A 23595-nucleotide genomic window follows, 5' to 3' on the forward strand; every position below is an offset into this window, starting at 1 on the left:
ACGGGAAGGCACGGGCAAACGAAGGATGCAGCCCACGCTGACTAACGCTTTTTGGCTACAAGGTGGCTACACAGGGGCAGAAAAGCAAAAGGCCAACCCCGAAGGATTGGCCTAAGTGCTTGAATATTGGCGGAGAGGGTGGGATTCGAACCCACGGTAGACTTGCGCCTACGCCTGATTTCGAGTCAGGTACATTCGACCACTCTGCCACCTCTCCGGGTTACTGCGAACTTCGTGGTCGCGAAGCGGCGCGCAGTGTAGCACAGGGGTCGCGCCGGCGGAAAGCGTCGGCGCGATTTTTGCGTGTCAGGCGCCGAGGCGCTCGACGCCGCCCATCCACGGGCGCAGCGCTTCCGGCACGACGACCGAACCGTCGGCCTGCTGGTAGTTCTCCAGGATCGCCACCAGCGTGCGACCGACCGCGAGGCCGGAGCCGTTCAGCGTGTGCAGGATTTCGTTCTTGCCCTGTTCGTTCTTGAAGCGCGCCTGCATGCGGCGGGCCTGGAAGGTTTCGAAGTTCGAGCAGGACGAGATTTCGCGGTAGGTGTTCTGCGCCGGCAGCCACACTTCGAGGTCGTAGGTCTTGGCGGCGCCGAAACCCATGTCGCCGGTGCAGAGCGCCACCTTGCGGTAAGGCAGTTCGAGCCGGCGCAGGATGGTTTCGGCGTGGCCGGTCAGTTCCTCCAGCGCGTCCCACGAGCGGTCCGGCGTCACGATCTGCACCAGTTCGACCTTGTCGAACTGGTGCTGGCGGATCATGCCGCGCGTGTCGCGCCCGTAGGAACCCGCTTCCGACCGGAAGCACGGCGTGTGGCAGACGAATTTCAGCGGCAGGCCGGTGGCCGGCTGCACGGTGTCGCGCACGATGTTGGTGACCGGCACTTCGGCGGTCGGGATCAGGTAGTACCGGTTGCGGACGAGTTGCTCCGTCGACGGATCGGTCAAGCCCTTCAACGTTGATGCGCCACCAGGCAACACCAGGAACAGGTCTTCCTCGAACTTCGGCAGCTGGCCGGTCCCGAACATGCTGTCGGCGTTGACCATATAGGGCGCGTACAGCTCGGTGTAGCCGTGTTCGGTGGTATGCGTATCGAGCATGAACTGGGCGAGCGCGCGGTGCATCCGGGCGATGCCGGCGCGCAGCAGCGTGAAGCGCGCGCCGCTGATCTTGGTCGCGGTTTCGAAGTCGAGGCCACCGAGCGCCGTGCCGACGTCCACGTGGTCCTTCACCTCGAAATCGAAGCTGCGCGGCGTGCCCCAGCGCAGCACCTCGACGTTGTCCGCCTCGGACTTGCCGACCGGCACCGACTCGTGCGGCAGATTGGGCAGCGAAGCGACGAAGGCCTGGATGTCGGCCAGCAGCGCGGCGAGGCGTTCCTCGCCCGCCTTCAGCGCGTCGCCCAGCCCGGCCACCTCGGCCATCACCGCCGACGTGTCCTCGCCCTTGGCCTTGAGCTGACCGATCTGCTTCGATGCAGCGTTGCGCTTTGCCTGCAGGTCCTGGGTGTCGGTCTGGATGCGCTTGCGCTCTTCCTCCAGCGACTGGAAGCGGGCGACGTCGAGCGTGTAGCCACGCAGGGCGAGTCGTTCCTGAACGAAAGCAAGCTGGCTGCGCAGCAGTTGGGCGTCTAGCATGAAAGGAAACCTGTGGCTGATGGAACGGATGTGAGCGGCCCCGCATCCGGCAGCCGTCGTCACATTGCAACGCAAAATTCTAACAGCGACCGCCGTCCGGGGCGGTATAGTGCCCAGGCCCCACACCTTTCACGCGAACGTCATGTTGTCACTGCGCGACTGTCTCGATCACAGCAATCTGAGCGAACTGGAAGTCGACGTGCTCGCCGACTACACCGGCCTGCCCACCATGCTGGCCGCCACGCTGGCGGGCGCCATGCTGCAGAGCGACGGCGGCGCCGACCTGATGCTGCGCATCCTGCAGGACGCGGAAAAACAGGCCTCGCAGCGCCTCGACATGGAGCAGCGGGCACGCACCAAGGCAGCGGTCGAGCGCTTCTGCGCGGTGCACCGGCCCGAACTGCACTGAGCGCACGGCGCGGCCCCTACCGGTAGCGGTCGTCTCTCGGCCGGGCGGGAGGTGGTGCCCTCGCCGTCTCAGCGCCTGACGGCGATTGCCAGCGCCAGCCAGCCGGCGATGAAGGCAAGGCCGCCCAGCGGCGTCACCATCCCAAGTGCGCGCACACCGCTCAAGGCCATCGCGTAAAGACTGCCGCTGAACACGACGATGCCCAGCAGCATCAACCACCCGGCAACGCGCAGCGCCCCTGAATCACGCAGGTGAATGGCCAGCAGGCCGACCAGCCCGAGCGCCAGCGCGTGCCAGAAGTGGTACTGCACTGCGGTCTGCCACACGGCGAGCATGTTCTCGTCCAGCCGCGCTTTCAGCGCATGGGCACCGAAGGCGCCGAGCATCACGGCGAGTGCGCCGGTCAGCGCTGCGAAGAAAAGAAAACGGCGGGCATCGGCAGACATCGGGAAGTTCCAGGAAGCAAAAAGGGCGAGCGACTGCGGCAGCTCAGAGGCCGGCAGCGCGATCGAGTTCAGGTATCAGTCGTTCGTCCACCTCGCGGCGGAAACGCGAAAGCCTGCGGCCGCGCACCGCGTAGATCCACATGAAGAGCGAGGCAACCACCAGCAGCGCCGGCAGACCGAACCATACGAGCAGATGACCGGTCACGTCCCAGCCGTCCTTGACGACGCGCAGTGCATCGGCGCGCACGCCGATCCAGATGCAGGTGCCGACGAACAGCGCGGCCAGCGCCCACACCGGCCAACTGCGCAGTCCGTAAGGCTTTTTCGCGTTGTTGCCGAACCACATCGTGGTGCGCATCGTGTGGTTGCGCATGAACAGCCAGGGTCCGCCGGTCTTACCCGGCTTCTGTATCCACGCGGCGGTCATCCGGTGGCCGTCGCGCGCACCCGAGTCGGCGTCGGTCAGTTTCACTTCGACCTCGCCGCCGACCGGCCCGACCAGGAAGAAGCGCTCGTGCAGTACGCTGCGCGACGAACTGGTGACCGGCGTGTTGTTCTGTCCGCCACTGACCGTGGTGATGGTTTCGATGCCGCGGCTGTAACCCTGGATGTCGCCGGCGAACATATCCAGTTCGTAAGGCACCGACGACACAAGCTTGCGCGCATTGCCGCGGTCCAGCGACACATCGCGCAAGGTCTGGCGCAGTGCCAGCACGATGAGCATCACCGCAGCGCCAGCGGCCAGCAGCAGCCCGGGCATCACGTCGTCGAGCAGCTCGCGTGGCTTGCGGTAGGTGCGCACGTCGCCCACCAGCAGACTGGCAACGAGGTCGAGGCCGATGTCGGTGCCGGCGGTGGCGTAATCGAGTATGCCCGGTTCGCTGTAGTCGGCGCCGGCCACCCGACCGGAGCATGGCGGGCCATCACCGAAGCCGGCGGGCAAGGTGGTGCCGGCCGGCAGCTTCAGCGCGCGCTGCCACAAGGTGCCATGCACCTTCGGCACCCAGCTGCGCTGCCATTCGGGTGCGAAGTGGCGATCCATGACCACGCGGTAGAACTCGGGCGAGAACACGTACTTCTGCTGGCAGCGCGGATAGAGGTACTTCTCGCAGTGATCGCCCTCGCAGCTGCTGCCGGAGAACTTCGCCGTCTCGCGTGCGTCGATGCGCTCGCGTGCAGCGCGGTATTCGCCGAGGCGGCGCTTCACGTCCGGCGCCAGCCGGTCCGCATCGAAGGGCTTGGGCGACAGGCTCTGCACCACGCCGTCCATGATCTGCAGCACGGCACTGGTCTGCGCAGCAGTGTCGCGCTCGCTGCGTCCCTGCACCGCCGACTCAACCTGCTTCACCGTCGGCATGCCCGACAGCCAGTCAGTCTGCGCCTGCGCCGCGCCACTCAGCGCACCGCAGATCGCCATCAATACGAACATGCCACGCATTCCGCTCTCCCCCGGAGCATCGCCAACCGCGCGTTGGCCACGCGCGGAGCATACGCAAGGGCGTTCGCCCCGTACAGCCGCGGCGGCGCATCGCCTGCGAACCGGATGGCATCGCGATCGCGCTGCAGGCGGCGATGCCGTGGCTCGACGCCGGGCTGCCGCCGGAACGGCTTGAGCTGGCGCACTGGATGCTGGAACACGACGAGAAGGGCGAGCAGGAGGCCATGCTCTGACGCATTGAAGCCCGGCCGGGGGCGCACTGCGCTAAGCTTGCCGCCCCATGCCGAACACCCTCGCCAGCGCGGTCCACAGCGACCTCACGATCAAGAAGAGCCGCTTCATCGGCTGCGTCGAGCCGATGCGCGACCGCGCTTCGGCGCAGGCGCGCGTGCTCGAACTGTGGCGCCAGCACCCGGGTGCGACCCACGTGTGCTGGGCGCTGCTGGCCGGCGGTCAGTCGGCGGCGGTCGATGACGGCGAGCCCAGCGGCACGGCCGGCCGGCCGATGCTGGAAGTGCTGCGCCATCAGGATCTGGAAGGCGTGCTGGCCACCGTCGTGCGCTACTACGGCGGCATCAACCTCGGCGCCGGCGGTCTGGTGCGAGCCTACACCGACGCGGTCGCGTCGGCACTGACCGGTGCGGTCAAGGTGCCACTGACCAAGCTGCGCATGCTCCGCTGCACCCTGCCCTATGCGCTCGAAGGTACGGTGCGGCGAGAGATCGACGCCGCTCGCGCCACGCTGGTCGACGTCACCCACGACTCGGTGGTCACGATGACGATCAGCCTGCCGGAGCCCGACGCGGCATCGTTCATCGCCCGGCTCAACGACGCCGGACAGGGGCGGATAGGCTGGGTGGACTGAGCTGAAGAGCCCAGCCGCTGCAGGAGCGGTCTTCCGACCGCGACAGTGCCCCTGATCGGACACCGCACCGGGTCAAGCACCTCAACGATGCGGGCATCGCGTTCGCAGAGGCGCCTGCGCGGAAGGCAACGCCGTCAGGCCAGCACGCGCAGCAGCCAGCGGTTGATGTCGCGGATTTCCTCGATGCTCACCTCGTGGTCGATGTCGTAGTCGTGCCACTCGTAGGGCACGGCCAGCGCGTCGAGCACCTCGCGCGTGGCCAGTGCGCGGTCGATCGTGACCACGCCGTCCTGCGTGCCGTGCGCCAGGAAGACCGGCACGTCGGCGTTCGCTTCGCTGCGCTCATCGGCGGTCGCGGCCGCCAGCGGCAGATAGCCGGAAAGCCCGACGATGCCGGCCAGCCGCTCGGCGTGCCGCAGCCCGGCGAACAGCGCCATCGCGCAGCCCTGCGAGAACCCCATCAGCACGATGCGCGACGCCGGCACGCCGCGTTCGACCTCGCGTGCGATCAACGCATCGACCAGCGCCTGCGACGCGCGCACGTCGGCCTCGGCTTCCTGCCCGGCGCCTGGCGCGTAGAGGTCGAACCAGGCGCGCATGATGTAGCCGCCGTTGCGCGTGACCGGGCGTTCCGGTGCGTCCGGCAGCACGAAGCGCACCGGGCCGACGGCATCGAGATCCAGCCGCCGGCACACCGGCACGAAGTCGTTGCCGTCGGCGCCAAGACCGTGCAGCACGATGACGGTGGCGATCGGCGCATCGCCGCTTTCGAGTTCGATAAGATTGACGGTCATTCCCACGAGGCCTTGCGAAAAGTCCGGGCGACACGGTACGGTGCGGCCGACGGATGTGCAACCGGAAGGCTCCTCCTTCCGCCCCTCAACGGTCTGTCCAGTCGAGTTGACCATGAAGCAGCCCCCGATCCCCGAGAACGAAAGCGAACGACTTGGCGCGCTGCGCGCGCTGCTTCTGCTCGACACACCGCCGGAAGAGCGCTTCGACCGCATCGTGCAGTTCGCGGCGCGCGAGTTCGACGTGCCGATCGCGCTCATCTCTCTGGTCGACGAGAACCGTCAGTGGTTCAAGTCCCGCGTCGGTCTGGACGCCTGCGAAACATCGCGCGAAGTGTCCTTCTGCGGCCATGCGCTGAGCATGGATGTGCCATTGGTGATCGAGGATGCGCTGCTCGACGAGCGCTTCGCCGACAACCCGCTGGTAACCGGCCCACCGCACATACGCTTCTACGCCGGCGCCCAGTTGCGTCTGGCGTCCGGCCTGGTCGTCGGCACACTGTGTCTGATAGACCAGGCACCGCGCAGGCTCGATGAAATGGATCTGGGCATACTGGGCAGCCTGCGTGCGCTGGTCGTCGAGGAACTGACCGCGCGTCCGCGCGGCGCAGGAGGCGCCTGACGTGGAGAGAAGCGCGCACCGCACACGACGCCCGCTGCTGCTTGTGATCGAGCCGGATTTCATGGTCCGGCGCACCATCGCACTGGTGGCCCGCGACCTCGACATCGCCGACGTCCACGAAACGAGTGGCAGCGACGCCGCAGCATCGCTGCTCGCCACCGCTTCCTACGACGGCGTTCTGGTCTGTATCGACGACCGTGGTTACGCCCTGATCGAGCAGTTGCGGAGTGGCAGGACGCTATGCAGCGCACGTACGCCGCTGGCGGTCACGATGAGCAGTTGTGGCGTGGAGGACGTACAACGCCTGCGCGATCTGGGCATCGATCATGTGTTGCTGCGCCCGTTCAAGGTCAAGGCCGTACTGCAGGCACTTCAGATGCTCAGCCGGGCGCGTGTCGACAACGCTGTGTGAGCGGACGCATGCGCGGTACAGTGCTGCACTTCCATAGGAGACTGCAATGAAGACACTGACCGTACGCGTGACCGCCGAGCTGCAGGTGCCGGACGACTGGACCCTGGCCGACCACGCTTCCGGCATGACGGTGCTGAAGATCGGCGACCAGTTCGTCGATTTCGACATCGCACCGCTGTCCACCCGCGACGACGAACCCGATTCGATGTGGACCGACGACGACGAGACCCTGACCAGCCGCGTGCTCGACTGCGTGATCGAACTCGACACCGACCTCGAACTGGCCTATCAACAATGAAGACCGGGCGTGACACCGGTCACGCCCCGCCTGTCTCCAGTCCGCAGCGGAGTACGTAGATACGCCTGTGTTCAACCACCACAGGAGTGAAACGATGTCCCTGAACAACCCCGCCGGCCTCGCGCTCACCGGTGCGACCGCCCGCAGCATCGAACTGCTGGAACAGGCCGAGCACGAACTGCGCTGTTTCATCGGCGACCCGGTCGCCACCATCGACCGCGCGCTGACCGAGGCGCCGGACATGGTGATGGGCCACGTGCTGCGTGCCTATCTGCACCTGCTCGGCACCGAGCCGGCCGGCATTCCGGTCGCCGCCGCCGCCCACGCCACGGCGGCGAAGCTGCCGGCGAACGAACGCGAAAGCCGCCACCTGCGTGCGGTCGCGCTGATGACCGCGGGCCGCTGGCGCGCCGCCGCGCGCGTGCTCGAAGACATCGCGATCGATCACCCGCTCGACGTGCTGGCGCTGCAGGCCGGCCAGCAATGCGACTTCCTGCTCGGCGACTCGCGCATGCTGCGCGACCGCATCGCCCGCGCCCTTCCGGCCTGGAGCATGGACATGCCGGCCTGGCACGCGGTGGCCGGCATGCTGGCTTTCGGACTGGAAGAGACCGGCGACTACCTGCGTGCAGAGCGCTACGGCCGGCAGGCGGTCGAGATCCAGCCGCGTGACGGCTGGGCGCAGCACGCGGTCGCCCACGTGATGGAAATGCAGGGCCGTCGCCGCGACGGCATCGCCTGGATGCGCGCCGCACCTCAGGCATGGGCACAGGACAGCTTCCTCGCCGTGCACAACCACTGGCATCTGGCGCTGTTCCATCTCGGCGTCGGCGAAATCGACGAAGTGCTCGCGCTGTTCGACGAGGCCGTATTCGGCCGCGCACCGGGCCTCGTATTCGACTTCATCGACATGTCGGCGCTGCTGTGGCGGCTGCATCTGCGCGGCATCGATGTCGGCGAACGCTGGCAGGCCGTGGCCGATCGCTGGGCACCGATGGCCGCGCGCAGCCTCTACGCCTTCAGCGACATGCACGCGATGATGGCGTTCGCTGCCACCGGCCGCACCGCGCAGATGCGCAGCCTGATCGACGCCCAGGAAATGGCGCTGGCAGGCGAAGGCGACAACGCCGGCTTCATCGCCGAAGTCGGCCGTGCCGCCACGCGCGGCATCGCCGCCTTTGGTGAGGGCGACTACGCGAGTACCGTGCGCCTGCTGCGGCCGATCCGCCACGTGTCGCACCGCTTCGGCGGCAGCCACGCGCAGCGCGACATCATCGATCTGACGCTGATCGAGGCGGCGCAACGCGACGGTCAGCGTGCGCTGGCCGAAGCCCTGCGCGCCGAGCGCGCCTTCGCGAAACCGGAGCCGGACGCACCGCGCGTGCGCAGTGCCTGAGCGCGCTCAGGACGAAGGTGGCGGCGGGGGCGGCGACCCGAGGTAGCGCTGGTCCGACCAGGTGGCCAGCCACTCGGGCACGAAGGCGACGAAGACCGCCACCAGCATGCCGGTCAGGAAGGCGTCGCCCCAGGCCATCAGCCAGCGCGCGACCAGTGCGTGCTCGACGGCGACGCCGCCAAGCAGGTGGTGGATGAACTCGTAGGCCGCACCGGCCGCAAAGATGCTCATCGCGGTACCGATGAAGCCGCGACCCAGCACATAGATGAAGGGATGCGCCGGCAGGCCGCGGCGCAAGGCTTCGCCCAGCGCCAGTGCGAGCGTGGCTGGCACCAGACCTATCCACACCAGCTGCGACAGCACCGCGGCGAAACCGAGATTGCCGAGCAGCCATACCGCCAGCGCGACCAGCACCAGTTCGATCACCGCCAGCGGCCAGCCGAACATGAGCACCAGCAGGCAGGCGCCCGAAAGCTGGATCGATATGCCGCTGGGCAGCATCTGCGGCAGCACCCACAGCAGCGACAGCACCACCAGCGACGCTGCCCACGGGCCCCCGAGCGGCCCGGCCAGCATGCGCCAGGGCCGCATGAGTGCGCTGACGCCGAGCGCCAGCAGCAGCAGACAGATTTCGATTGCGAACACACCGCCTCCCGATCACACGCCGCGCAGTGTGGCACGCCAAGGCGCCTGCGTTCATGACGTGTAGCAAGCGCCCGGTATCGCCGGAGCGGTACCGGCGGTAAGCAGCAGCCGCGGGCTTCGGTTCAGGCCACTGTCGGGGTCAGATGACCCCTCCCACAGGACCCCGCTCCCGGGCTCCAGCCGCCGCTCGGGCGCCGACCCCATGGGAGCGGCCTTGGCCGCGACACGGCCGCCGCGGACCGCCAGCTTCGACGCAAGCTGCCGTCGGGGTCAGGAGACCCCTCCCACAGAGCCCCGACCCCGAGCTCCAGCCGCCGTTCGGGCGCCGACCTCGTGGGAGCGGCCTTGGCCGCGACGCGGCCGCTGCGGGCCGCCGGCTTCGACTCCCGCCAGCTTTCAGCCGGCAAGACTTTCAAGAAACTGCACCGCGACGTCGGCGCTGCGGGTGCGGCGCATCGGCGGCAGGCTGCGCCAGATCACCTTGCCATAGTGCTTCTCGACCAGCCGCGGGTCGCACACCATCAGCACGCCGTGGTCGCGCTCGTCGCGGATGAGGCGGCCGGCGCCCTGCTTCATGCTGATCACCGCGTGCGGCAGCTGGTATTCGGAAAAGGCGTTGCGCCCCTGTTTCTTCAGGTGTTCGATGCGCGCCGACAGCACCGGGTCGTCCGGCGGCGCAAACGGCAGCTTGTCGATGATGACCAGTTGCAGCGCGTCGCCGCGCACATCCACGCCTTCCCAGAAGCTCTGGCTGGCGACCAGCACCGCATTGCCGGCGGCGCGATGGCGGTCCAGCAGTTCGCTGCGCGTGGCCTGACCCTGCATCAGCAGCGGCCGCTCCGGATCGTAAGCCGACAGCTTGTCCTCGATCAGTTCGTGGATGCGCTTCATCGCGCGCAGCGAGGTGCACAGCACGAATACGCCGCCACGGCAGGCCTTGATCAGCGGCCACGCGGCCTTCGCGACCGCTTCGGCATAGGTCGGCGCCGACGGCTCCGGCATGTTTTCCGGGGCGTACAGCAGCGCCTGCTGTTCGTAGGCGAAGGGGCTGCCCCACTGCGCGGTTTCGGCGTTGTGCAGCCCCAGTTCGCCGCAGTAGTGGCCGAAATCGTTGCCCACCGACAACGTGGCCGAGGTGAAGATCCAGGCGCGCGGGTTGTCTTCCATCTGCCGGCGGAAAATGTCGGCCACCGACAGCGGCGTGGCGTTGAGCGCCAGCGCCTGCGTATAGACCTCGGCCCAGCGCACGCGGTCCGACTGCTCGCCCGCTTTCTCGCCGGCCTGCCAGCGCTCGACGCGGGCGATCAGGTCGAGCGCGCGCTGCCAGCATTTCTCCAGCCCCTCGCTGCGCGCCGCCTGCGTTTCCAGCAGACCGGCCAGTTCGTTCAGCGCCTCCAGCACGGTGGCCAGCGCCGGTGCGAACGCCGGGCGCTCGTCGATCTGTGCCGCCGACAGCCGCACGTTCTCCTCGCGGAATACCAGCCGCAGGTCGCGCACCGCCTTCACCAGGCGCTCGGCCGATTCCGGCAGCTGCTTGAAGTCCTTGGCGCCGACCAGCGCCTCGGCCCGCGTGTCGCGCGCCAGCTCGAGCATCTGCGAGGTCGATACCGATTCGCCGAAAAACAGGCTGGCGGTCTCGGCGAGCTGGTGCGCTTCGTCGAACACGACGGCGTTGCAGGCCGGCAGCAGTTCGGCCACGCCCTCGTCGCGCAGCATCAGGTCGGCGAAGAACAGATGATGGTTCACCACCACCACGTCAGCCTCCATCGCCTCGCGGCGCGCGGCGGTGACGAAGCATTCCTTGGCGTTCGGACAGTCCTGACCCAGGCAGTTGTCGCGCGTAGAGGTCGCATGCGACCAGGCGCCCGACTCTTCCGGCACCTCGCTGCACTGCGCCTTGTCGCCGGTGCTGGTCACCTTGGCCCAGCGGGCGATGGCCTGCAGGTGAGAGGCGTCTTCACGCGAGCCGAAACGGCCCTCCTGCAGCGAACGTTCGAGGTGGTAATGGCACAGGTAGTTGGCGCGTCCCTTGAGCAGCGCGATGCTGACCGGCACGCCGAGCGCACCGCGCACGGTGGGCAGATCGCGGCCGTAGAGCTGGTCCTGCAGCGTCTTGGTGCCGGTAGACACGATCACCTTGGCGCCGGACAGCAGCGTCGGCACCAGATAGGCGTAAGTCTTGCCGGTGCCGGTGCCTGCCTCGACCACCAGCACGCTGCGGTCGGCGATGGCCTGGGCCACGCGTTCGGCCATTTCGGTCTGCTGCGTGCGCGGCGTAAAACCGGGGATGGCGCGGGCCAGCGGGCCGTCGGGTGCAAAGGTGGCGGGAATGTCGGACACGGAGAGGGATGAAGTGCGGAAGACGGCTGAAACCGGCCCGGAGTGTACCGCAGCACCGTCGTCATCACACCGGCGGCCGGACCGTGGCGTCGTCATGTCCTATCCTGAAAACTGGCTTCGAAGAGAGACCGCCATGGATACCGCCACGCAGCCGCCCAACGTCACCCGTACCGAACACGATTCCTTCGGCCCGATCGAGGTGCCGGCAGACCGCCTGTGGGGCGCGCAGACGCAGCGCTCGCTGCAGCACTTCGCGATCTCGACCGAGCGCATGCCGCGCGAACTGATACACGCGCTGGCCGCGGTCAAGCGCGCGGCAGCGCTGGCCAATGGCCGGCTGGGCAAACTGCCGGCCGAGCGGATGACCGCCATTGTCGCTGCCGCCGACGAGGTGCTCGCCGGCCAGCATGACGACGAGTTTCCGCTGTCGCTGTGGCAGACCGGCTCCGGCACGCAGACCAATATGAATATGAACGAGGTGCTGGCCAACCGCGGCTCGCAGCTGATGGGCGGCGACTGCGGCGAGGCGCGCACGCTGCACCCGAACGACGACGTAAACATGGGCCAGTCGTCGAACGACGTGTTCCCGACGGCCATGCACGTGGCCGCCGCCTACGCCGTCCGGCGCGCGCTGATGCCGGCACTCGACGCGCTGCACGCGCAGCTGGCCGACAAGGCGGTCGCGTTTGCCGACATCGTCAAGATCGGCCGCACCCATCTGCAGGATGCCACGCCGCTGACGCTGGGCCAGGAATTCTCCGGCTACGCCGCCCAGCTCGCGCTGGCCCGCTCGGCCATCGTCGCAGCACTGCCGGCAGTACATGCGCTGGCGATCGGCGGCACCGCGGTCGGCACCGGCCTGAACACCCATCCGGAATTCGGCACCCGGGTGGCGAACAAGCTGGCCGACGGCACCGGCCTGCCCTTCGTGCGCGCCGACAACCCGTTCGCTGCGCTGGCCGGGCACGAGCCGCTGGTTGCGCTGCATGGTGCGCTGAAGACGCTGGCCGTCGCGCTGAGCAAGATCGCCAACGACATCCGCTGGCTCGCCTCCGGCCCACGCAGTGGTCTGGGCGAACTGGCGCTGCCGGAGAACGAGCCCGGCAGTTCCATCATGCCGGGCAAGGTGAACCCGACCCAGTGCGAAGCGCTCACAATGCTGTGCGCCCAGGTCATCGGCAACGACGTCGCCGTCACGATGGGCGGCGCCTCGGGCAACTTCGAACTGAACGTCTACAAGCCGCTGATCGCCGGCGCCGTGCTGCAGAGCATCCGCCTGCTCGCCGACGGCATGCGCAGCTTCGACGCCCACTGCGTCGCCGGCATCGAAGCGCGGCGCGATCGCATCGCCACGCTGATGCAGCAGTCGCTGATGCTGGTGACCGCGCTGGTGCCGCACATCGGCTACGACCGCGCGGCGAAGATCGCCGCCCGCGCCCACCGCGAAGGCCTGACCTTGCGCGAGGCGGCGCTTGCCTCGGGCGACGTGAGCGGCGAGCAGTTCGACCAATGGGTGACGCCCAGCGCAATGGTGGGCGAACGCGCGTCGGGCACGCAATGAACTTCGCACGCGTCACGCATTCGTACCTGAAGTACCCACTCAGTCAGGAGAACGTCATGGACATCAGCCCGCATTCGATGGAAACCCTGTTCGCCCAGCTCGGTCTGCCGAACGACGCGCGGTCGATCGAGCGCTTCATCGCCACTTGTGGCCATCTCGACAATGGCGTCCCGCTGCACGAAGCCCGCTTCTGGAACCCCGCCCAGGCCGCCTTCCTGCGCGACGCCGTGGCCCAGGACGCCGACTGGGCGGAAACGGTTGATACGCTGAACACCCGGCTGCACACGCGGCCACTCATAGGCTGAAAGCCTTGCCTCCCACTCGTCACGCGGCTGGCGTAATCTGCCCTTTCATTCACTGAAGGAGAACGTCATGGGACTTTTCGACTCGATCGCCGGACAGGTTGCCGGCGCGCTCGGCGGACAATCCGGCGCCGGCGGCAACGCCGCACTGATCCAGGCCGCGATGAGCCTGATCAACAGTCCGCAGATCGGTGGCCTGCAGGGGCTGATCGCGAAGTTCCAGCAGGGCGGCCTGGGCGAAGTCATGGCCTCGTGGCTGGGTTCCGGCCCCAACCTGCCGATCTCCGGCGACCAGATCAAGGCCGTATTCGGCGCCGAACAGATCGGCGGCGTCGCCCAGCAGGTCGGCATGTCCTCGCAGGAAGTGTCCTCCGGCCTCGCCAGCCTGCTGCCGCAGCTTATCGACACGCTGTCACCCGATGGCAAGGCACCCGAAGGCGACGCGTTGCAGGCGGCGATGGGGGTGCTGGGTGGGCTGATGAAGTCGTAGAGCCTTCAACGGCGTGCGGTGCCTGAGGCAGGCATCGCAGTCCGGCGCCAGATTTTGCAGCTCCGAGCAACCGGGATCGCAGCGGTATCCGATCTGGGCATTTCGACGCAAGAGAAGCCCATCACAATTGTTGCGACCGCATCACTCGCAACTACCGTCCGGCTGCACGCCTGCCGGCGGACGCCCTCTCCCGGGACCTGACAGCTAAGAGTGCCCGAATCGTGCTGAGCAGACCCGACACGGGCCCGAGCAATCTCCACGAGTTCGACAGGATTTGCCAGCTCCCCTGCGCTAAAGCACGCTCTCGGCCACGGTTCAACCCCCAGTCGCCGACTGACACGCGCCAGCCCGGCGATATCCGACGACGTCGTGCTCGTGTCGAACCACACACGAGAGAATCTTCAGTCCTCCCGACAGGGTCAGCGCTCTCCGCAAACGGATACTCCAAACAACGGGATGTAGGCCCGCTCCAAGAAACAGCTCTCAACTGCAGTCGGCCGCCCGAGCACGGCGCCCTGCGAACGATCCAGAGCAGGGGACAATAGGCGAGGTCGTCGCAGAGACGCTTGATGAACGGTTAGCGCCGGACGACTGGTCAGCCATACATCGTAGATCTCATTCACTGAGCAGCATTCAAGGGCCGATCCAATTCGACATCAACCTCCACCTGTCGATGATCCTTACATCCCGAAGAGAGATCTTTGCTCAGCCGTTGCATCTTCAAAGACTTAACCAAAAGGCATGGATATTGCTAGCGAGCTGTGGTTTCAAATCACCCCCAAAAACTCGGAGATCGACATTCATGCGCCTTCATCTGATTGCGGCGACTTTACTTCCATTCTCAGTGTTTCTTGTTTCGTCGGCATGGGCGAGTCCTATTCAAAACAACCTGCTAGAGGTTGGCTACGTTGGCAACCCGTTTTATCAGTCGCAACGCGACTACAGCCAATTTATGGGCAGGACAACATTGAGTTCTTACGGTTCTTCCGCCATGGCTTCAGATGAGAGCTCATATCAAGTTCGGAGTTCAGCAACCAGTCCGACAGAACAGAGTTCTGCCACAACTACGTTCTTCGGTCAAATAAGAAATGAAAGCAACACCCCCAGAAACTACACTTTATCCATCAAGCTTTTCTCTGGCGCATTGCAAAGCGACATCTATGCTGCGTTAGACGAAGGTGAATATCTGCGTTCGAATTTCAACGCAAGACTCCTGGTAAATGGCCAATCCCTATGGCAAGCAGGGGCATCAATTGCCGCAGACAAGAATGGAATTACCGGCAGCACAACGGGAGAAATAATCAGCAGCGACAACTTCGAAGACGGCTACTTCGGGTGGAGCACGACCATCATAAACATCGACCTAGGAGTGATCCTACCCACCGAAACCATCGACTTCACCTCTGTTTTCTCCTCGTCTGCGGAGTCAAATATCGGCACTTATAGCTACGCCTGCAATTTGGGCGGATTTGGCGGCATCGGCGGTTCGACTGGAATTTTTCTACCCCCAACAGACCAATGTTATCGGGCGAAAGGCTCGGCAGCCGCTTGGTTCGGTGATCCGAACTCGTTCGTGATCATACCGTTGGAATTGGACAAGAATGTATTTACGGTTTCGTCGATCGAACTTCAGGCAGTGCCTGAACCGGGTTCGCTCGCCTTGGTCGGCATTGCTGCACTGGCCGCACGTGTTCGCAGACGACGTACTAATCCGAACCCCACTTGAACGTGCGTCCGCCAAACGCTTTCGCACATGTGTGACCCGTACTGGGTTTTGCTCAGACCAACTGGGTTCTGTCCGGCGGGCAGGCGGTCGGTCCTATGGGTGAGTTGCCAATAGCAATTTTCCCGGGCTCGGCAGATGAGGTGCGGCCCATCAGTTCGAACAGGCGGAGGTGGTTGAACCATCAGACCGATTCGCGGGTGGGTTGCCCCGCGATTTTGTCTTCTGCAGGAACGCGGGTGAAGGCCTGCAACTCATCCCTTACGTGGCAGCACGCCCTGGACCGCATGCCCGGCGGGTAGAGCGACGCGAATGCGCTACGATTTCGGGATAGTCGACCGCACAGAGCCGGAAACGCCCATGCCGACCCGACCACTCGACCGCCTGCTGTTCGTCCAGGGCGGCCTCTGCTTCTTCTGCAAGCAGCCTCTGCCGCGCGACGACGCCAGCGTCGAACACCTGCAGGCCATCGCCAACGGCGGCGCCAATGGCGACGACAACTGCGTCGCCTGCTGCAAGACCGTGAATGCCCTGCTCGGCAGCATGTCGATCAAGCAGAAGTTCGAAGTGGTGCTGAATCAGAAGGGGCACTTCAGGTGCCCGAACATCTCGGTCGCTTCCACACCAAAGCCCGTCACAGTGCCCGCCCCGTCGCCCGCACCGGCCATATCGAAACCGGTCGCCGTCGCAACCCCACCCGCAGAGCCCGCTCCTCCGAAACCTACCGCGCCGCCCACACCGAAGAAGACGGACCGCATCGCAATGGTGGTCGCCAATTTGAAGACGCGCGGTAATTCACGGCCACGAACGCTGAAGACGCTGACGAGCACCGTCGCGGCGCTGTTTCCGAAGGGCATTTCCCAAGCCGAGGTTGCGGCCATCGTTCGCCATCTGCAGGCGACTGGCAAGGTGAAGGTTGACGGCGACAAGGTGGTATATCAGCTGTGAATTTTGGTTGCGACCGCATACCGCGGCATCACCGCCTGATCCGCACGAGTTTCCGATGAAGGTCCGGGCGCGCCCCTTGTCGCGACTGATCAGGGCCTCCGGCGACGTTCTGCCGCTCGCGGCATCGCTGCCGTTCTTCTGGCTCTGGTACTCGCGTTACCTCAGGATCGACTTCAACGAACTCGGCCGCCACTACGACGCGGCGACGCAGACAGTGCACACCGATGCGGCCTTCGTGTGGTGCCTGCCGGCGCTGGGTTGCCTGCTGATCGCCTTAGTCAATCTGGTGCGTACTGCGAGACGCAGGGCCTCACGCTGACAGTGCGCCGTATAGACGAGTGAGGCGCCGCATCCGCCGCCATCCCCCGCAACGCCGTCAGCTCATCGCCTGGCGAAACTGAAATGCCCGCACAGCCCCACGGGCACCGCGAGCAGCGCCCACGACAAGGCGTCCCAGGCTTCGTCGCCGACCAGGGCCGACAGCAGGCCGGCGGCGGTGAGCACGGCGATCAGCAGCGGCCAGCGGAAGATGGCGGCATTCGATTTCGCGCCCTTCATGCGCCACCTCGCGCGGTGGTCGCGGCGTGCGCGACGTTGGCAGGCGCCGCAGCGGCATGCCTGTGCTTGCGCCACCACAGCACGAGCCCGCTCCACAGCACGACGAGGGTGACGAGGTCGAGCAGCGCCCACAGGATTTTGAGCGGCAGGCCGCCGTAGTCGCCGAAGTGCAGCGGCTGCGACAGCAGCAGCGCGGTGGCGTACCAGGGGCGCGGTTTCGTTTCGATCACCGCCGCACTGACCGGGTCGACCAGCGTGGCCTTCAACAGCTTGGCAGTGAGCGGCGTTTCGCCGTGCAGGAAGACGGCGTAGTGCGACGGCGTCGATAGCAGCGTGCCGGGAAAGGCGACGGTGGCCACGGCCATGCCCGGCTCGGCGGCCAGTGCAGCGTCGACCAGCGACTGCAGCGGCGCCGCGCTGCCGCCGTGCGCGGCACCGGCTCCGGCGGTCTTCAGCGCGGCAACCTGTTCCGCCTGCCAGGCCTTCAGGATCAGGTCGGCCCAGGTGTTGATGACGCCGGTTCCACCCACGACCAGCGCCCAGGTGATGGTGACGATGCCCAGCATGTTGTGCATGTCCAGCCACCACAGCTTGGTCGAGCGGCTGCGACGCACCTCGCCGAAATCAAGCTTGCGCATGAAAGGGGCGTACAGCACGACGCCACTGACCAGCGCGACCACCAGCAGCAGGCCCATGAAGCCGAGGAACAGCCGGCCGGCCAGACCGGCGAACAGATCGACGTGCAGCCGGTACATCAGGTGCATGAAACCTTCGTCGAAACGGGGCTCGCCAAGGACTTCGCCGGTGCGCGCATCGACCACCGAAAACTTCGCCTGCGTCTCGTCGGTGTCGGGCCGGGTGTCCATCTTGACCACCCACATGTCCGGCTCGTCCTCTTCCTTGAACAGGTAGAGCGGCACCAGATCGGGATGGTGGCGGCGCGCCGACTCGACGATGCGGTCGACCGGCAGATGCGCGGTGCCGGCAGCCATTTCCGGCGCCTCGATGTGCTTGCCGAGAGCGTGGTCGATCTCATGATAGAAAACCAGCGGCAGACCGGTCAGACACAGCAGCAGCATGAACAGCGTGCACACCAGACTGGACCATTTGTGCACCCACACCCATCGCTGCAGCGAGGTGGCGCGGGGGCGTACGGCGGACGTACAGGAAGCCGTGGCGGTGTCGGGCGTAGCGGATTTCATCGATGGACGGGGCCGGACTCGGGGTAGCGGGGATACGACAGCACGCCGCGACGGTGTGCAAAAAGTCGCAAACGACACGAAAACAAGAACGATTCGTAATACGATTCGTTGATTCCGATTCTACCTCAGCACACCGTGCCCTCCGCTGCAATGAAAAACGCCCCAGCCTTCCCGCGCCCTCCCCTCGCGCTCGCCATCATGGCGGCGCTCGCCAGCACCGTCGCTCACGCCCAGCAGACCGAAGATCCGTCGGCGCCGATCACGCTCGCACCGGTGGTGGTCGAAGCCAGCGCCGACGCGTCGGCCGCCGGCCTGCCGCCCGCCTTCGCCGGCGGACAGGTGGCGAAGGGTGCGCGTATCGGCATACTTGGCAACCAGAGCACGCTTGACACCCCGTTCAGCACCACCGCCTATACGAGTCAGCTGATCGAGGACCAGCAGGCCTCGGGCGTCGCCGAAGTGCTGCGCAATGACCCGACCGTGCGCATTTCGCGCGGCTTCGGCAATTTCCAGGAGCTGTACGTCATCCGCGGCTTCCCGCTGTTCTCCGACGACATGGCCTACAACGGCCTGTATGGCGTGCTGCCACGGCAGTACGTGGCAACCGAGTTCCTCGAACGCGTCGAGGTGCTGCGCGGCGCCAATACCTTCGTCAACGGCGCCGCCCCGGGCGGCACAGCAGGCAGCGGCATCGGCGGCTCGATCAATCTGGTGCCCAAGCGCGCACCGAACGAGGACCTGACACGCCTGACCTACGGTCTGCAGACCGGCGGTCAGGACTACCTCGCAGCCGATGTGGCGCGCCGCTTCGGCGAAAACAAGGAACTGGGCCTGCGCGTGAACGCAGCCCGACGCGTCGGCGGCACCGGCATCGACAACGAACGCAAGGACTTCGAAATGTTCTCGCTGGGCGCGGATTACCGCGGCCGCGACTTCCGGCTGTCGGCGGACGTCGGCATGCAGGACCAGAACCTGATCAAGGGCCGTCCAAGCCTCTTGCGCGGCGGCGGTCTCACATTCGTCCCGCGTCCGCCGAGCGCGTCGTCAAACTATTCGCAGCCGTGGATCTACTCCGGCGACCAGACCGTGTTCGGCACGGTGCGTGCAGAGTTCGATCTGAGCGACGTCACCACTACCTGGGTGGCGGTGGGCGCGCGCCGTGGCAAGGAACGCAACTCGCTGCCCTTTCACTTCCTGGACTCGAACGGCACGATCAACTCCAGCCGCTTCGACAACTATCGCGACGAGACGGTGGTAACGGGCGAGGCCGGTATCCGTACCCAGGTGACGACAGGAGCGGTCCAGCACCGCCTGACGGCGTCGATAGCCGGCCACTGGCGCACCGAGAAGAACGAGAACGAGTTCGGCGCCGCCTTCGTCGATAACCTCTACGACCCGCAACCGGTTGCACGACCGGGCGGTGCCGCCAATCCCGAGCTGAACTCGCCGCAGACACAGCAGAAGACCCGCAGCTTCAGTCTGGCCCTCGCCGACACGATGGCCTTCGCCAACGACCGACTGCTGCTCACACTCGGCGCGCGGCTGCAGAAGATCATCGACGTTCCCTACAACGACTACGCGGTATTCGGCACCTCCTATGACAAGACCAAGCTCACACCGGCGGTCGGTGCGGTGTACAAGCTCACGCAGGAAATGTCGCTGTACGCCAACTACGCCGAGGCACTGACCCGTGGCGGCACCGCGCCGAACACCGCGGTCAATGCCAACGAGCGCCTGTCGCCCTTCGTGTCGAAGCAGACGGAAGCCGGCGTGAAGTACGAGGACAAGCGCTTCGGCGCCGGTCTGGCGGTGTTCTCGATCGAGTTGCCGAGTGCTTTCGTCGGCGCCGACAACGTGTTCCGCGCCAGCGGCGAGCAGCAGAACACTGGCATCGAACTCACGCTGTACGGCGAACCGCTGCAGGGTCTGCGCCTGCTCGGTGGCGCCACCTGGATCGACGCCGAAATGGAGCGCACGGCCGGCGGCAGCAACGACGGCAATCGTGCGATCGGCGTGCCATCCGCCCAATACACTTTCGGTGTCGAGTGGGATGTGCCGCTGCTGCGCGGCCTGAGCCTGGACGCACGCACCATCTATACCGCTTCACAGTACTTCGATGCGCAAAACGCCGCGTCCATCCCGAGCTGGACGCGCTTCGACCTCGGCGCGCGCTACATCACGCGAGTCGCCGGCAAGGACGTCACCTTCCGCGCCCGCGTCGACAACGTGAGCGACCGCGCCTACTGGGCGGCGGCTGGCGGCTACCCCGGCTCCAGCTATCTGGTGCAGGGCGCGCCGCGTACCGCCATGCTCAGCGCCACGGTCGATTTCTAAGGCTCACCCCCCGTTCGACCGCCACCCCGCCAGCATGATCTGCCGGGGTGGCCGGGCAGCTTGACCGGCTGCAACATAAGCAATAGCGTGCGATCCGTGCTTAAGGCCCCGCCTGCGGCGGCCGTTTACCCTGGATCAACGCGAAGCCGGCCCGGTCACCGACATGCCCACACGAAATGCCGAACCCGTCGACGGTGCCGCCGGCCTGCGTTCGCCGGCTGTCGTCTGCCTGATCGCCCTGCTGCTGATGTTGGTTGCAGCGCTGCTGCCGCCGATTCCGCTGTTCGAGGGCCGGCATGGCGCGATGCTGGCCTTTCATCTTCTGCTCGAAACCTTCTCGGTCGTGGTGTCGGCGCTGGTCGTCATCATGGCCTGGCACCGTTTCGACCAGTCCGGCGACTACGCCTCCAACACGCTCATCTTCGGTTTTTCGGTGGTTGCCGGCAGCGACCTGATCCACGCACTGAGTTACGCCGGCATGCCGGCCCTGCTGACCGAGAGCAGCACCGCGAAAGCCATCTTCTTCTGGCTGGCCGGCCGCTCGTTCGAACTGCTGACTGTCGCGCTGGTGGCGGCACGCATCGCGCTGCCCGGGTCACGTAGCAGTTGGCTGACACTCGGCCTGCTTGCCACCGGTGCGCTGTTCGTCGCTGGTACCTGGTTTCTCGACCTCTTTCCGATGACTTTCGTGCCCGGCGTCGGCGTTACGGCGTTCAAGGCCGGCTTCGAGTACGTGCTGTGCATCGGCAATCTGGCGGTGGCCGGCTGGCTGTTCTGGCAGAACCGGGTCACGCCCGACCAGCGCACCCGCTACCTTGCCTGCGCCTGTTTCGTGATGGGCATCGGCGAACTGGCGTTCACCAATTACACGACGGCGTCGGATTTCATGAACATGTTCGGCCATCTGTACAAGATTGCCGCCTACACCTTCGTCTATCGCGCGACCTTCGTCATCGGCCTGCGCGAGCCCTACGAACTGCTGCAGCGCTCGGAACGGTCGCTGCGCGAGCGCGAGCGCGAGCTGGACACGATACTGTCCAACGTGCCGGCCGACATCGCGCGCATCGACCGCGACCTGCGTTTCCGCTACGTGAACCCGATGCACGAGCTGCACCTGGGCCGGACCGCCAGCGACATCGTCGGCCGCACGGTGGACGAGGTGATGCCGCCGCAGCTGGCCGGACAGATGCGGCCACGGCTGGCCGAGGCCCTGCAGGGGCGGCGCGTGGAGTTCGACTGCCATTTCACGGGAGACGACGGCAACGCCGTCCACCTGTCATCGACCTTGGTGCCGGAACGCAGCGCCGACGGCGGCATCGACAGCGTGGTGCTGATCCTCAACGACACCACCGAGCGCGAGCGCGCGCAGCGCCGCGTACTCGACTCGCTGCGCGAGGTTGGCGAGCTGAAGGCGGCGCTGGACGCGCACGCCATCGTCGCGGAAACCGATGCTCGCGGCGTCATCACCCGGGTGAACGACAAGTTCTGCGAGATTTCGCAGTACGCGCGTGAAGAACTGGTCGGCCGCAGTCACCGCGTCGTCAACTCGGGCACGCACGCGCCCGGGTTCTTCGCCGACATGTGGAAAACCATTTCAAGAGGGCTGGTGTGGCACGGCGACATCTGCAACCGGGCCAAGGACGGCTCGCTGTACTGGGTGCACACCACCATCGTGCCGCTGGTCGACGCCGATGGCGTGCCACAGCGCTACATCGCGATACGCGCCGACATCACGACGCGCAAGAAGGCCGAGCAGGAGGCGCAACGGCTGGCCTTTCACGACGAACTGACCGGCCTGCCCAACCGCCGTCTGATGAACAGCCGGCTCGACCAGGCCATCGCCGGTGCCGTGCGCGACGGGCAGCACGGCGCACTGCTGCTGATGGATCTGGACAACTTCAAGGAAATCAACGACACGCTGGGCCACGCCCAGGGTGACGCGCTGCTGCAGCAGATGTCGGCGCGACTGCGCAGCTGCGTGCGCGACACGGACACCGTGGCGAGACTGGGCGGCGACGAGTTCGTCGTCATCCTGGGCAATCTCGGCATCGATCTGCAGGCCGCTTCGCTGCGCGTCGGTGAGATCGGCGACAAGCTGCGCGACGCACTGGCGGGCGAATGCGACCTCGGCGGACAGATGGTCAGCTCCACCGCCAGCATCGGCGCCGTGCTCTTCAACTGCGCCGAAGACCGTGCCGACGAACTGCTGAAGCAGGCCGACATGGCGCTGTACAAGGCGAAGGAAAGCGGCCGCAACCGGCTGAGCTTCTTCGACCCCACGCTGCAGGAGAACACCACCGCCCGCGCCCAGTTGCTGCGCGACCTGCGCGGCGCGCTGGAGCGCGGCGAACTGCGGCTGCACTACCAGCCAGTGACCGACGCCGAGCGGCGCATCACCGGTGTCGAGGCGCTGGTGCGCTGGCAGCACCCGGTGCGCGGCATGGTGTCGCCGGCGGCCTTCATTCCGCTGGCCGAACAGAGCAACCACATCCTGCCGATCGGCCAGTGGGTGCTCGATACCGCCTGTACCCAGCTGCGCGCCTGGGCCGACGATCCGCTGCGGGCGCAGTGGACGATCGCGGTGAACGTGAGCGAGCGGCAGTTCCATGAATCCGGCTTCGTCGCCCGGGTCGAGCAGGCGCTGGCCGACAGCGGCGCCGATCCGCGCCGGCTGCGCCTCGAACTGACCGAAAGCATGCTGCACCGCGACCTCGACATGACGCTGGCCACCATGCGCACGCTGCAGCAGCGCGGCGTGCGCTTCGCGCTGGACGACTTCGGCACCGGCTACTCCTCGCTCGCCTACCTGAAGAAGCTGCCGCTGGACCAGCTCAAGATCGACAAGAGCTTCGTCGACGAGGTGCTGAGCGACCCGCACTCGGCCGCCATCGTGCGCACCATCCTGTCGCTGGCCGGCAATCTCGGGCTGAACGTGGTGGCCGAGGGCGTCGAAACCGAGGCCCAGATGGCTTTCCTGTCCGCGCACGGCTGCGACGCCTTCCAGGGCTATCTGCTGAGCAGACCGCTGCCGGTGGAACAACTGCCGCACTGCATCGCCGCCGCCCCGGCGCTGGTCTGAACGCGGCCGGACGGCCGCCCCGGCTGCGGTTCTGTCCACATAACCGGCCGCCGACGCCTGCGGCAGCTTGAGTGCTGCGCTGCAGTGCCGGATAATCCGCC

General features: G+C 66.3%; 22 protein-coding genes and 1 tRNA gene. 14 read left to right on the plus strand and 9 right to left on the minus strand.

Annotation, left to right across the window (positions count from 1 at the left end; genetic code table 11):
* Positions 1–127 precede the first annotated feature (127 nt).
* Positions 128–217 (minus strand) — tRNA-Ser (locus WJU27_RS09305).
* 89 nt (positions 218–306) lie between these two features.
* Entirely contained in the window at positions 307–1635 is a 1329-nt protein-coding gene (serS, locus tag WJU27_RS09310) for a serine--tRNA ligase (RefSeq protein WP_341421935.1), read from the minus strand.
* A 142-nt stretch (positions 1636–1777) separates the two neighbouring features.
* On the opposite strand from serS, the gene WJU27_RS09315 reads away from it, so the two are divergent.
* Positions 1778–2044 carry a hypothetical protein gene (locus tag WJU27_RS09315; protein ID WP_020164028.1) on the plus strand — a complete coding sequence of 89 codons (267 nt, stop codon included), beginning with the start codon at positions 1778–1780 and terminating at the stop codon, positions 2042–2044.
* Between the two features lie 68 nt (positions 2045–2112).
* Here the strand turns inward: WJU27_RS09315 and WJU27_RS09320 are convergent, their stop codons facing one another.
* Both WJU27_RS09320 and WJU27_RS09325 read right to left on the minus strand, forming a co-directional pair.
* Positions 2113–2490, minus strand: coding sequence for a DUF423 domain-containing protein (locus WJU27_RS09320; protein WP_341421936.1), 378 nt, complete (start codon positions 2488–2490; stop codon positions 2113–2115).
* Between the two features lie 43 nt (positions 2491–2533).
* Positions 2534–3928, minus strand: coding sequence for a hypothetical protein (locus WJU27_RS09325; protein ID WP_296810165.1), 1395 nt, complete (start codon positions 3926–3928; stop codon positions 2534–2536).
* A 280-nt stretch (positions 3929–4208) separates the two neighbouring features.
* Between WJU27_RS09325 and WJU27_RS09330 the strand changes: the two genes are divergently transcribed.
* Positions 4209–4793 (plus strand): IMPACT family protein, encoded by a 585-nt coding sequence (locus WJU27_RS09330; RefSeq protein WP_020164024.1) that lies wholly within the window; start codon positions 4209–4211, stop codon positions 4791–4793.
* A 134-nt stretch (positions 4794–4927) separates the two neighbouring features.
* Here WJU27_RS09330 and WJU27_RS09335 read toward each other — a convergent pair whose 3' ends face one another.
* Positions 4928–5587 carry an alpha/beta hydrolase gene (locus WJU27_RS09335; RefSeq protein WP_020164023.1) on the minus strand — a complete coding sequence of 220 codons (660 nt, stop codon included), beginning with the start codon at positions 5585–5587 and terminating at the stop codon, positions 4928–4930.
* Between the two features lie 112 nt (positions 5588–5699).
* Here WJU27_RS09335 and WJU27_RS09340 point away from each other — a divergent pair, with 112 nt between their 5' ends.
* The 4 genes from WJU27_RS09340 to WJU27_RS09355 all read left to right on the plus strand — a co-directional run bounded on the left by WJU27_RS09340 (position 5700) and on the right by WJU27_RS09355 (position 8312).
* Complete coding sequence (locus WJU27_RS09340; RefSeq protein ID WP_020164022.1) at positions 5700–6206, plus strand: GAF domain-containing protein; 507 nt, start codon at positions 5700–5702, stop codon at positions 6204–6206.
* A 1-nt stretch (position 6207) separates the two neighbouring features.
* Entirely contained in the window at positions 6208–6618 is a 411-nt protein-coding gene (locus WJU27_RS09345) for a hypothetical protein (RefSeq protein WP_020164021.1), read from the plus strand.
* Positions 6619–6664: 46 nt separating this feature from the next.
* Positions 6665–6916, plus strand: coding sequence for a hypothetical protein (locus WJU27_RS09350; protein WP_020164020.1), 252 nt, complete (start codon positions 6665–6667; stop codon positions 6914–6916).
* A 94-nt stretch (positions 6917–7010) separates the two neighbouring features.
* Complete coding sequence (locus WJU27_RS09355) at positions 7011–8312, plus strand: tetratricopeptide repeat protein (protein ID WP_341421937.1); 1302 nt, start codon at positions 7011–7013, stop codon at positions 8310–8312.
* A 6-nt stretch (positions 8313–8318) separates the two neighbouring features.
* On the opposite strand, the gene WJU27_RS09360 is transcribed toward WJU27_RS09355, so the two are convergent.
* Together WJU27_RS09360 and WJU27_RS09365 are read right to left on the minus strand one after the other, a co-directional pair.
* Positions 8319–8957 carry a hypothetical protein gene (locus WJU27_RS09360; RefSeq protein ID WP_341421938.1) on the minus strand — a complete coding sequence of 213 codons (639 nt, stop codon included), beginning with the start codon at positions 8955–8957 and terminating at the stop codon, positions 8319–8321.
* Positions 8958–9353: 396 nt separating this feature from the next.
* Positions 9354–11297: an ATP-dependent DNA helicase gene (locus WJU27_RS09365; protein ID WP_341421939.1), complete on the minus strand. Its 1944-nt coding sequence runs from the start codon at positions 11295–11297 to the stop codon at positions 9354–9356.
* A gap of 133 nt (positions 11298–11430) precedes the next feature.
* Here WJU27_RS09365 and fumC point away from each other — a divergent pair, with 133 nt between their 5' ends.
* From fumC to WJU27_RS09395, 6 genes are all read left to right on the plus strand, one after another.
* On the plus strand, positions 11431–12858 hold the full coding sequence (gene fumC, locus WJU27_RS09370) for a class II fumarate hydratase (RefSeq protein WP_341421940.1): 1428 nt from the start codon (positions 11431–11433) through the stop codon (positions 12856–12858).
* Between the two features lie 56 nt (positions 12859–12914).
* A complete protein-coding gene (locus tag WJU27_RS09375; RefSeq protein ID WP_029143603.1) occupies positions 12915–13163 on the plus strand; it encodes a DUF2789 domain-containing protein in 249 nt (82 codons plus the stop codon).
* 67 nt (positions 13164–13230) lie between these two features.
* Positions 13231–13650, plus strand: a complete 420-nt coding sequence (locus WJU27_RS09380) for a YidB family protein (protein ID WP_341421941.1) — start codon at positions 13231–13233, stop codon at positions 13648–13650.
* 802 nt (positions 13651–14452) lie between these two features.
* Positions 14453–15376 carry a PEP-CTERM sorting domain-containing protein gene (locus tag WJU27_RS09385; protein ID WP_341421942.1) on the plus strand — a complete coding sequence of 308 codons (924 nt, stop codon included), beginning with the start codon at positions 14453–14455 and terminating at the stop codon, positions 15374–15376.
* A 309-nt stretch (positions 15377–15685) separates the two neighbouring features.
* Positions 15686–16321: an HNH endonuclease gene (locus tag WJU27_RS09390; protein ID WP_341421943.1), complete on the plus strand. Its 636-nt coding sequence runs from the start codon at positions 15686–15688 to the stop codon at positions 16319–16321.
* A gap of 55 nt (positions 16322–16376) precedes the next feature.
* Entirely contained in the window at positions 16377–16640 is a 264-nt protein-coding gene (locus WJU27_RS09395; protein ID WP_341421944.1) for a hypothetical protein, read from the plus strand.
* Between the two features lie 62 nt (positions 16641–16702).
* On the opposite strand, the gene WJU27_RS09400 is transcribed toward WJU27_RS09395, so the two are convergent.
* Together WJU27_RS09400 and WJU27_RS09405 are read right to left on the minus strand one after the other, a co-directional pair.
* Positions 16703–16879 carry a hypothetical protein gene (locus WJU27_RS09400; RefSeq protein WP_341421945.1) on the minus strand — a complete coding sequence of 59 codons (177 nt, stop codon included), beginning with the start codon at positions 16877–16879 and terminating at the stop codon, positions 16703–16705.
* Positions 16876–18081, minus strand: coding sequence for a PepSY-associated TM helix domain-containing protein (locus tag WJU27_RS09405; RefSeq protein ID WP_341421946.1), 1206 nt, complete (start codon positions 18079–18081; stop codon positions 16876–16878). The genes WJU27_RS09400 and WJU27_RS09405 overlap by 4 nt, the downstream gene beginning before the upstream one ends.
* Before the next feature lie 150 nt (positions 18082–18231).
* Here WJU27_RS09405 and WJU27_RS09410 point away from each other — a divergent pair, with 150 nt between their 5' ends.
* Together WJU27_RS09410 and WJU27_RS09415 are read left to right on the plus strand one after the other, a co-directional pair.
* A complete protein-coding gene (locus WJU27_RS09410) occupies positions 18232–20415 on the plus strand; it encodes a TonB-dependent receptor (RefSeq protein ID WP_341421947.1) in 2184 nt (727 codons plus the stop codon).
* A gap of 163 nt (positions 20416–20578) precedes the next feature.
* Complete coding sequence (locus tag WJU27_RS09415) at positions 20579–23494, plus strand: bifunctional diguanylate cyclase/phosphodiesterase (RefSeq protein WP_341421948.1); 2916 nt, start codon at positions 20579–20581, stop codon at positions 23492–23494.
* Positions 23495–23595: the final 101 nt, after the last annotated feature.

The sequence above is a fragment of the Methyloversatilis sp. NSM2 genome (genome assembly GCF_038066675.1).
GTDB lineage: Bacteria > Pseudomonadota > Gammaproteobacteria > Burkholderiales > Rhodocyclaceae > Methyloversatilis > Methyloversatilis discipulorum_A.

Bases quoted from the DNA above. Each gene is read 5' to 3' on its own strand.
- WJU27_RS09395 (WP_341421944.1), top strand. From the start codon at position 16,377: ATGAAGGTCCGGGCGCGCCCCTTGTCGCGACTGATCAGGGCCTCCGGC.
- fumC (WP_341421940.1), top strand. From the start codon at position 11,431: ATGGATACCGCCACGCAGCCGCCCAACGTCACCCGTACCGAACACGAT.
- WJU27_RS09385 (WP_341421942.1), top strand. From the start codon at position 14,453: ATGCGCCTTCATCTGATTGCGGCGACTTTACTTCCATTCTCAGTGTTT.
- WJU27_RS09415 (WP_341421948.1), top strand. From the start codon at position 20,579: ATGCCCACACGAAATGCCGAACCCGTCGACGGTGCCGCCGGCCTGCGT.
- WJU27_RS09350 (WP_020164020.1), top strand. From the start codon at position 6,665: ATGAAGACACTGACCGTACGCGTGACCGCCGAGCTGCAGGTGCCGGAC.
- WJU27_RS09315 (WP_020164028.1), top strand. From the start codon at position 1,778: ATGTTGTCACTGCGCGACTGTCTCGATCACAGCAATCTGAGCGAACTG.
- WJU27_RS09340 (WP_020164022.1), top strand. From the start codon at position 5,700: ATGAAGCAGCCCCCGATCCCCGAGAACGAAAGCGAACGACTTGGCGCG.
- WJU27_RS09390 (WP_341421943.1), top strand. From the start codon at position 15,686: ATGCGCTACGATTTCGGGATAGTCGACCGCACAGAGCCGGAAACGCCC.
- WJU27_RS09380 (WP_341421941.1), top strand. From the start codon at position 13,231: ATGGGACTTTTCGACTCGATCGCCGGACAGGTTGCCGGCGCGCTCGGC.
- serS (WP_341421935.1), bottom strand. From the start codon at position 1,635: ATGCTAGACGCCCAACTGCTGCGCAGCCAGCTTGCTTTCGTTCAGGAA.
- WJU27_RS09405 (WP_341421946.1), bottom strand. From the start codon at position 18,081: ATGAAATCCGCTACGCCCGACACCGCCACGGCTTCCTGTACGTCCGCC.
- WJU27_RS09320 (WP_341421936.1), bottom strand. From the start codon at position 2,490: ATGTCTGCCGATGCCCGCCGTTTTCTTTTCTTCGCAGCGCTGACCGGC.
- WJU27_RS09410 (WP_341421947.1), top strand. From the start codon at position 18,232: ATGAAAAACGCCCCAGCCTTCCCGCGCCCTCCCCTCGCGCTCGCCATC.
- WJU27_RS09335 (WP_020164023.1), bottom strand. From the start codon at position 5,587: ATGACCGTCAATCTTATCGAACTCGAAAGCGGCGATGCGCCGATCGCC.
- WJU27_RS09330 (WP_020164024.1), top strand. From the start codon at position 4,209: ATGCCGAACACCCTCGCCAGCGCGGTCCACAGCGACCTCACGATCAAG.
- WJU27_RS09375 (WP_029143603.1), top strand. From the start codon at position 12,915: ATGGACATCAGCCCGCATTCGATGGAAACCCTGTTCGCCCAGCTCGGT.
- WJU27_RS09355 (WP_341421937.1), top strand. From the start codon at position 7,011: ATGTCCCTGAACAACCCCGCCGGCCTCGCGCTCACCGGTGCGACCGCC.
- WJU27_RS09400 (WP_341421945.1), bottom strand. From the start codon at position 16,879: ATGAAGGGCGCGAAATCGAATGCCGCCATCTTCCGCTGGCCGCTGCTG.
- WJU27_RS09325 (WP_296810165.1), bottom strand. From the start codon at position 3,928: ATGCGTGGCATGTTCGTATTGATGGCGATCTGCGGTGCGCTGAGTGGC.